The sequence below is a fragment of the Wolbachia endosymbiont of Drosophila seguyi genome, assembly GCF_028981765.1.
Taxonomy (GTDB): domain Bacteria; phylum Pseudomonadota; class Alphaproteobacteria; order Rickettsiales; family Anaplasmataceae; genus Wolbachia; species Wolbachia pipientis.
In genome coordinates this window covers 1-2,937 of sequence record NZ_JAPQLM010000143.1, presented here as the reverse complement: position 1 = coordinate 2,937, position 2,937 = coordinate 1, and the positions used below count along the sequence as shown (strand labels likewise).

Genomic DNA, 2,937 nt, shown 5'->3' with positions numbered 1-2,937 from the left:
GGCGTACTATACTGTCTTAAACGACTTATAAGCGCGTTTCAGCTTATATAGGTAAAAACCCAGAAATGTTGTGAAGACATAAGGTGCACATAGTGCAAAAAATTAAAAATAAGACGCCAACTACGTTGTTTTCTTGCTGTTTAATCTGCACAGATGAAGATAACTGAATACCTTCAGTATCATGATAAGGGGGCTGGCGAGGTTTGTCAAGGAAGTTTTGCATTTAATTCATTTGATAATTCAAAAAACTTGAAAGAATAAAGATAGCTATTGAAATTATCTTGATTTACATCAGTTATCCAAGTTTGACATTGAATACTTAACACTTCCTCCATTAACGCCTTTCTGTAATGTTTATCCAGATGAGACATTATATCATCAAGTAGAAGAAGTGGTGCCTTATTGTAATGAATACACCTTGCTTTTACACTGGATAAAATAATAGAAAGCAGTAATAACTTTTGTTCTCCAGTGGAGCACAGATTTATTGGTACGTTTCTTTTTTGACAAAAAACCCGAAAATTATCGTTATGCACACCAAAGGTTACTCTACCAGTCAATGAATCTTTTTCTCTGTTTTCCTTTAGACGATTCTGAAAATATTCTGCAGTATCGTCCAAAGTTAGCTGGCTGCTGAATTTCAAACTTGCCTTCGGAAAAAACTCACTGGAATGGTTATCAATTGTGTCTTGTAGTGTCTTTAAAACAGACGATCGCATACGTAAAATACTAACTGCATTAACGGCCATTATGTTTTCAAGACTAGAGAGCCAATTTTCGTCCAAGGTGTTCTCTCTCAACAGTTTACTTCGCTCACGTTTAGCTTTTCTGTGTTTCATGTAGCAGCAAGTGTAATTTTCCTCAAACAGTGAGACTATACGGTCTAAAAATTTTAATCTGTCACTTGGAGAATTAAGAAGAACATAGTCCATTTGTGGAATCAGCCATATTACATTGGATATCTTATACAAAGATGAATAACTCGATTGCGTTTTTCCATCAATTTGTATTAGTTTCTTATCAAAACTCTTTGCGATACCAATTGAATTAAAATCCATTCCATTAAAAAAATCATAGTGCACTACCCAATCTTCATTACTGAATCTATTTTGTATCTCACTGGCTTTTACTTTTTTCATTCCATTGCTTTTAGCAAGCAACGAGATTGCTTCAAGTATATTAGTTTTACCAATACCGTTTTTGCCAGTTATTACAACTGAGCTATCATCTGAATCCAGTTCAAAGTTTGAGTGGCTACGAAAATTATGTAATTTCAGCTTTTTTATGTAGCAATGGGTAGCCATTAACCTATTCTTTAGTTTATATTCTCTTTACTTCTTCCAGAACCTCATCAACATGTCCACTAACTTTTACATTTTTCCAGATCTTCACTATTTTACCTTTTTTATCTATTAAAAAAGTAGTGCGTTCTATTCCCATATACTTTTTGCCAAACATACTTTTCTCTACCCAAACACCATATTTTCCCAACATTTCAGCATTCTCATCAGAAACTAAAGAAAACGGCAGAGAATATTTTGCTTTGAAGTTAGTGTGACACTTAACACTATCTTTTGATACACCAATTATCACTGTGTCAAGAAAAGAAAAATCATCTATTTTATCTCTAAAGCCTTTTGCCTCCATTGTACAACCCGGAGTATCGTCTTTAGGATAAAAATAAAGAACTACATTTTTTTTATCAAAAAATTCACTCAGTGATAAATTTTCACCAGAATCTGCTGGCAAGCTAAAATCGGGTGCATTATTTCCTACTGCTAATTCCATACCTTGCTCCATTAATAACACTTCCATCTATAGTAGTATATTGTAGTCAGAGTATCAAATTTTATATATAGCTAACAGATAAGATTCTTGATGGGGGCTTATTGATGAATTTCTGCCTACCTTCTCGGCTTGCCGCTCTTGATAAAGTGTGGTTTTCGTCTGATGTAAGGCCATATCAAATAGATCCTATTAAAAATCAATCGAATCTTCACATGTTTGTTCTTCATAAAAGAAGTTCAATGTTATCGTAGTACCAAGTTTTGCTTCACTTTTAATGTCAAAAGTTCCACCCATTAACTCTACTAATTTCTTGCTTAGCGGCAATCCGATGCCCGTACCTTCGTTTCTATACCCCGAATCTGCTTGGCCAAAAACAGACATAACCTTATATATGTCCTGCTGCATTATTCCTATTCCATTGTCATGAAACTCAATAGTTAATAAGTTTTTTTCTATATTTTCTTTTATCACCATTCTTATTAAACCATCTTTGGGAGTAAACTTGATTGAGTTTGATAATAAATTTATTATAACTTGTTTCATTCTCTTGGGATCTGCAATGACTAATAATTGTTTATTAGTCATCTCTTTTTTTAAATTAATCCCGGCTTCTTTTAATTTAGGCAATAGCATATTTACACATGAATCTATTATTTTGTTCAGGTTAAACTTCACTTTTTCTACTGTTAAACTACTTGATTCAGCTTTTGAAAAATCTAACACATCATTAATTAAGGCAAGTAAGTGTGTCCCTGCATTATATATATCGTCTGCATACTCCTTGTATTGAGAGTTATCCATTGAACCTAAAGTTTCATTTTTGATCAACTCTGCAAATCCAATAATAGCATTAAGAGGTGTGCGTAATTCATGTGTAACGCTTGCAAAAAACTTTAGCTTGTTTGCATTTTCTTGCTCTAATGTCTCTTTTATCTGCTGTAATTCAATGTTAGTTTTATGTTGCTTGGCTAGCATTTGGGTATTAGAAAAGTGCAAATAGAACATTATTAATATTAAGATTATTAATAATAGGCCCAAAAATGTTAAAAACAGGCCATATGCTATAACATAAGAATTATTGTAGTTTCGAAGAATCTTCAAAAAAAACGACGGTTTAACGCTATTTTCATGGAATATAGGGAAAATAGA

General features: G+C 32.9%; 3 protein-coding genes. All 3 read right to left on the bottom strand.

Features of this window, described 5'->3' with window-relative positions; genetic code table 11:
• Positions 1–206: 206 nt before the first annotated feature.
• Positions 207–1,304, bottom strand: a complete 1,098-nt coding sequence (gene recF, locus OZD62_RS03505) for a DNA replication/repair protein RecF (RefSeq protein ID WP_275019438.1) — start codon at positions 1,302–1,304, stop codon at positions 207–209.
• 16 nt (positions 1,305–1,320) lie between these two features.
• Positions 1,321–1,788, bottom strand: coding sequence for a thioredoxin-dependent thiol peroxidase (bcp, locus tag OZD62_RS03500; RefSeq protein WP_010963157.1), 468 nt, complete (start codon positions 1,786–1,788; stop codon positions 1,321–1,323).
• Positions 1,789–1,977: 189 nt separating this feature from the next.
• The coding region (locus OZD62_RS03495; protein ID WP_275019437.1) for a sensor histidine kinase at positions 1,978–2,937 on the bottom strand (960 nt) is incomplete at its 5' end.